The sequence below is a fragment of the Caballeronia sp. genome, assembly GCF_049581465.1.
In the GTDB taxonomy this organism is placed as follows: domain Bacteria; phylum Pseudomonadota; class Gammaproteobacteria; order Burkholderiales; family Burkholderiaceae; genus Caballeronia.
Map to the genome: position 1 here is coordinate 1 of NZ_JBAUSA010000109.1, position 5,308 is coordinate 5,308.

The 5,308-nt window shown below is 61.8% G+C and carries 5 protein-coding genes; all 5 read right to left on the reverse strand.

Annotated elements, in window-relative coordinates:
- A partial coding sequence (locus tag WCA53_RS02640; protein ID WP_423905170.1) for an aldose 1-epimerase occupies nt 1-967 on the reverse strand: 967 nt, incomplete at its 3' end.
- 117 nt (nt 968-1,084) lie between these two features.
- On the reverse strand, nt 1,085-1,963 hold the full coding sequence (locus WCA53_RS02645; RefSeq protein ID WP_423905171.1) for an SMP-30/gluconolactonase/LRE family protein: 879 nt from the start codon (nt 1,961-1,963) through the stop codon (nt 1,085-1,087).
- Entirely contained in the window at nt 1,960-2,751 is a 792-nt protein-coding gene (locus WCA53_RS02650) for an SDR family NAD(P)-dependent oxidoreductase (RefSeq protein WP_423905173.1), read from the reverse strand. The genes WCA53_RS02645 and WCA53_RS02650 overlap by 4 nt, the downstream gene beginning before the upstream one ends.
- A gap of 14 nt (nt 2,752-2,765) precedes the next feature.
- Complete coding sequence (gene araH, locus WCA53_RS02655) at nt 2,766-3,770, reverse strand: L-arabinose ABC transporter permease AraH (protein ID WP_423905175.1); 1,005 nt, start codon at nt 3,768-3,770, stop codon at nt 2,766-2,768.
- 49 nt (nt 3,771-3,819) lie between these two features.
- Nucleotides 3,820-5,307, reverse strand: a complete 1,488-nt coding sequence (gene araG, locus WCA53_RS02660; protein WP_423905177.1) for an L-arabinose ABC transporter ATP-binding protein AraG — start codon at nt 5,305-5,307, stop codon at nt 3,820-3,822.
- Nucleotide 5,308: the final 1 nt, after the last annotated feature.

Here is a 5,308-nt window from a genome sequence, read left to right on the forward strand (position 1 = left end):
CGGTCATGCCGTGCGCCGCGCCGCCGCCCGGTAGATTGACCGCGTTGATCGGGTGATCGACGGGTTCGAAACAGAAGAAATCCTTGCCCGCCGGTGCGTACAAGACGTAGTAATCGGTATCGGCGGAAATGGTCAGCGACAAACGCCGCTTCGGCCACATCACGCTGGTGCGCCCGCTCCAGCCGGTGAACGCGTTGTTGATCATCGCGGCGGGCATGGGATACGCCACGCCGAATTGCCACGCGGGCGGCGCCGGCACATGGCGCACGGGCAGGAAATCATTGCCGCACAGCCACAAGCCGTCCGCGGCCGCTGCCAACTGGGTATCTGCCTCGCGCGTCAGGAACGGATGCAAACCCAAACCGAATGGCAAGGACTCACGCCCGGTATTCTCGACGCCCAACGTAATCGCAAGCGTCGACACGTCAAGCGAAAACGACTGGCTCGCGCGATACGAATACGGCGCGCCATCGCTACGATCGAGCGTCAGCCGGACTTGGGTGGAATCCTCGGACTCCACATCCCACGCGCCAAGCCAGCCATCGCCATGCAGCGGCAGCGGTTCGCCAGGACGATTGCACGGGACATCGACACCCCGGCCGCGAAAACGGAAATGGCCGCCGCCAATGCGGTTTGAATACGGCAAAAGGGGATAGCACGCGAGTTCGTTCGGATCGGTGTTGGCGTCGGGCGATGTGCATGGCCGGAAGATCGGCACGAGCGCGCCGTCGCTGCGCCAGTCGAACCGCGTGACGCCTCCGCCCAGCGCCGGCGCGATCACCACGCGCAACTGCGAATTGGCGAGCGTGATGAGGCCGTCGATACCCGCGCCGCCCATTGCAACCACCGAGGTCGACGGACCCGGCCGGATCGGCGGCTCAGTGGCTGCGGCGAGCTTCGAGCGGCGAGTGCTGGATGCGGGACGGGAAGGCGACGAAGGGCTTCCTGCAGGACGCGCAACGGTCATGGTGCTCGGCTCCAAACGAGAGGCAAACCGACCCCGCGACCAGAACGTCCTGATGCGCGGGATGTCTCGGCGGCACGTCATGCATGCCGCTTCGTATTCTTTTATTCGACTGCTTGCTCAAGCAAACCGGGCCGTACCGCGAAATACCGGCTCGGCGATGCCGCGTGCCGCCGGCGTCGCGATAAATACCCCACCCGCAAGCCCATCGCGCTGCAATGCATCCGCGTCGAGTTCCGCGCGCGCACTCGTAATGTACAACGTACCCAGTTTCGCGCCGCCGAACGCGACGCAACTCGGTTGCGCGGTCGGCACGTCGACACGCTCGGTTTCCACGCCGTCAGGGCTGTAACGCACCACGCGGCTGCCGCCCCACTGTGCGTTCCACAAGCCGCCGTCGGAATCGACTGCGGAACCATCGGGCAAGCCGGTTGCATCGGACAACTGGACAAATACGCGCTGGTTCTCGAACGACTCATAGTCGCAGACGCGAATCTCACGCTTGAGGGAATCGCAGTAATACATGCGCGAGCCATCCGGGCTGAACGCGATGCTGTTCGATATTTCGCAGTTTCCAAGCGGCAATCGCTCAAGCGACAAATCCGCGTTCAACCGATAAAACCCGGCCACCGCTCCCGCCTCCGGCACTTCGCGCTTCGTGCCGAATACGAAGCGTCCGTCGCGGTCGCATTTGCCGTCGTTGATACGCGTGGGCAGACCCTCCTCGACGGGCATGATCGTTTCGATAGCCCCGGTTTCCAGGCTGAAGAACGCCAGCCGCGATGCCAGTCCAAGCAGCAATACGTCCGGATCGGCGCATAGGGCGAAACACGCGAGCCGCTCGGGCATGTCGAACGAGACGCTGCTTTCGTCGCTCGGGTCGTAGCGCCACAAACGCTCGCCGTCGATATCCGTCCAGTAGAAAACGCCGCTCGTCGCGCACCACGTCGCGCTTTCGCCGAGCAGGCATTTCCGGTCAATAAGAAGATGCGCCTTCATGCCCAGCCTCCGTCAATCACCACGTCCTGCGCCGTCATCATCGCGCTGTCGTCGGACGCGAGGAACAACGCGGCGCGCGCGAGATGTTCCGGCAGCAATTCTGCATCGATACACTGGCCTTCCTTGATCGCACGACGCCCGGTGTCGTCCAGCCATAGACGCCTTTGCCTGTCCGTCATCACCCATCCCGGCACAAGCGTGTTCACGCGAATCCTGAACGGACCCAGATCGCGCGCCAAGCCGCGCGTCATGCCCTGAACGGCTGCTTTCGCGCTCAGGTACACCGGATAACCGGCGTTCTTCAGCATCCAGCTAATCGAGCCGAGATTCACGATTGACCCGCCGCCCAACTGCTTCATGTCGTCTATCACCGCTTGCGCCGCGAAGAACTGATGGCGAAGGTTCACCGCGATACCGGCGTCGTAGGATTCAGGCGTCACGTCTTCGATCTTGTGACGCGTGTCGTTCGCCGCGTTGTTGACCAGCACGCCGACCGGACCCAGCGTGCTGCGGACATCGGCGATGGCCTCTCGCAACGCGCCAATATCCGTCAGGTCCACGCGCAGGAACATCGGCCGCGATTGCCCTTCGCCCAGATCCGCGCCGAGCTGGTCAGCCAGCGCTTCGCCGGCGTTCGTATCGATATCGAAGAACGCCACCTTCGCGCCCTGATCGAAGAAATGCTCGACGAACGACGCGCCAATGCCCGTCGCGCCGCCGGTGATCAGCACCACTTTGCCGGCGAGGCTCGGATAGCGCGCGAGAGTTTTATCGACTGAACTGGCCATTTGCGAACCTCGAATTAGTCGCGCGTACCGCGGTTCTTCAACTGGTCGAGCAGCACGGCGGCCAGCAGGATCGCACCGCGAACAAGGTACTGGTAGAACGCGTCGATGTTCAGCAGGTTCATCACGTTCTCAACCGTACCCATGATCAGCACGCCGATCACGACGCCCGAGATGGTCGCGCGGCCGCCGAGCAGCGACACGCCGCCAAGCACGCACGCGGAAATCACGTTCAGTTCGAAGCCATCGGCCGCGTTAGGCTGACCCGACGTAATCCGCGATGCAAGGATCACACCCGCCAACGCTGCAATCGCGCCCTGGATCACGAAGATCCAGACGCGCGTGCCTTCGACATTGATACCGGCCAGACGCGATGCTTCCGGATTGCCGCCGATCGCCAGCGTATTACGGCCGTACATGGTCTGGTTCAGCAACACGCCGAACACGACAAAGCACGCGAGCGTCACCCAGATCGGCAGCGAGATGCCGAACATCGCCAAGCCGCCGAGCGCGATAAACGTATCCGACGACACGCCGACCGCCTGTCCGTGCGAGACGATAAAGCCGAGCCCGCGGATCACTTCCATGGTGGCGAGCGTGGCGATCAGCGCATTGATTCGCAAGTACGCGATCACCGCTCCGTTCACGAAACCGATCACTGCACCCGCGCACATCGCTGCAACGATCGCAATAAACGTGTTGCCCGTGGCGTTCAAGACCATCGCGCAGAGCACGCCGGCGAAGGCGACAGTCGACCCCACCGACAAGTCCACGTCGCGCGACGCGAGGCAGAACATCATCGTGCAGGCGACCATGCCGATCTGCGAGATCGACAGCGCGAGCCCGAGCATGTTCTCGATGGAGAAGAAGTGGTCCACCGACAGCGACATCGTGATGAACACGACGATAAAGATCACGACCAAGCTGTAGTCGCTGACTTGCTGCCACCATTTCTGCTTGTCGTTTTTCGACGGCACAAGCGCGTTGCTGACCGTTTCAACAATGTTGTCTCTGACTTCCATGATGTGCTCCTTTCTACCTTTTTTGCTTCATATGCTGCGTGAGGTGACTTCAGGCTGCTTTTGCGGTCGGTTCCGACTGCGGCAGCGCGAGACTCAGCACCGATTGTTCGTTCGCGTCCGCGCGTGCAATTTCGCCCGCGATCCGCCCTTGTCTCATCACTACGATCCTGTCCGACACGCCCAGCACTTCGGGCAATTCCGACGAAATCATCACGATCGCGCAACCGCGTTCGGCGAGCTGATAGATCACGTTATAGATTTCGTGCTTCGCGCCCACGTCGATACCGCGCGTGGGTTCATCGAGGATCACGACCTTCAGTTCCGGCTCGGCAAGCCAGCGCGACAAAATCGCTTTCTGCTGATTGCCGCCGGAGAGAAAGCGAATCTTTTGCTTGCGACTCGGCGTCTTGATCCGCAGCAGCTTGATGAAACGCTCCGCCGTCTCGGCTTCTTTCGCGCGATTCAGGAAGATGCCGCCACGCAAGAAAGTACGCCGGCAGGAAATATTGATGTTTTCGGCCACCGACGCCATCGCCACGATGCCCTCTTCCTTCCGGTCTTCCGGACAGAGCACGATGCCCTGGCGAATCGCGTCGCCCGCGCTGCGAACCTTGATTTCGCGGCCGTCCAGGGTGATCGTGCCGGCTTTCTTCCGGTCCGCGCCATAGACGAGGTGCATCAACTCGCTGCGTCCCGCGCCCACCAGCCCGAAGAACCCCACGATCTCGCCGCGACGCACTTCAAAACTCGTCGGCTCGCGCAGCGCGTGGCCTTCCATATTCTTGACGCTGAAGCGCACGTCGCCCAGGGGACGCGGCTTGTAATCATAGATGTCGGCGATTTCGCGGCCGACCATCTCCTTGACGAGCACCTCGCGCGGCAACTGCGCCAGGTCCGCGTGCGACGCGATCTTGCGGCCATCGCGGAAAATCGTGCACGTATTGCACAACTCGTAAATTTCATCCATCCGGTGCGAGATGTAGATCAGCGCACGGTTGTCAGCCTTCAGGTCGCGCACCAGCTTGAACAGCACTTCCGTCTCGCGATGCGACAGCGACGACGTGGGTTCATCGAGCGCGATCACGCGCGCATTGCGCAGCAGGGCCTTGCAGATCTCGACCATCTGCCGTTGCGCGATGGACAGTTTCCTGAGCTTCGCGTTCGGGTCGAGATCGACGCCCATTTGCTGAAGCCGCTCCCGCACGTGCTTCTTTGCTTCGCTTTTATGCACCCAGCCGAACGTGTTCGGCAATGCGCCGAGCAGCAGGTTTTCGGCCACGGTGAGGTCCGGCACGTACTGCAATTCCTGGTGAATCACGGCAATACCCGCCGCGATCGACGCCGCAGCGTTCGGAAAGTGCACTTCCTTGTCATCGATCAAAACACGGCCCGAATCCGGCTGATATTCGCCGCCGAGCACTTTCAGCAAAGTCGATTTACCCGCGCCGTTCTCGCCCATCAATCCTTGCACTTCGCCGGCATTAACGTCGAACGACACGCCGTCGAGCGCGCGCACGCCTGGAAACACCTTGCCGATA

Bases quoted from the DNA above. Each gene is read 5' to 3' on its own strand.
- WCA53_RS02645 (WP_423905171.1), bottom strand. From the start codon at position 1,963: ATGAAGGCGCATCTTCTTATTGACCGGAAATGCCTGCTCGGCGAAAGC.
- WCA53_RS02650 (WP_423905173.1), bottom strand. From the start codon at position 2,751: ATGGCCAGTTCAGTCGATAAAACTCTCGCGCGCTATCCGAGCCTCGCC.
- araH (WP_423905175.1), bottom strand. From the start codon at position 3,770: ATGGAAGTCAGAGACAACATTGTTGAAACGGTCAGCAACGCGCTTGTG.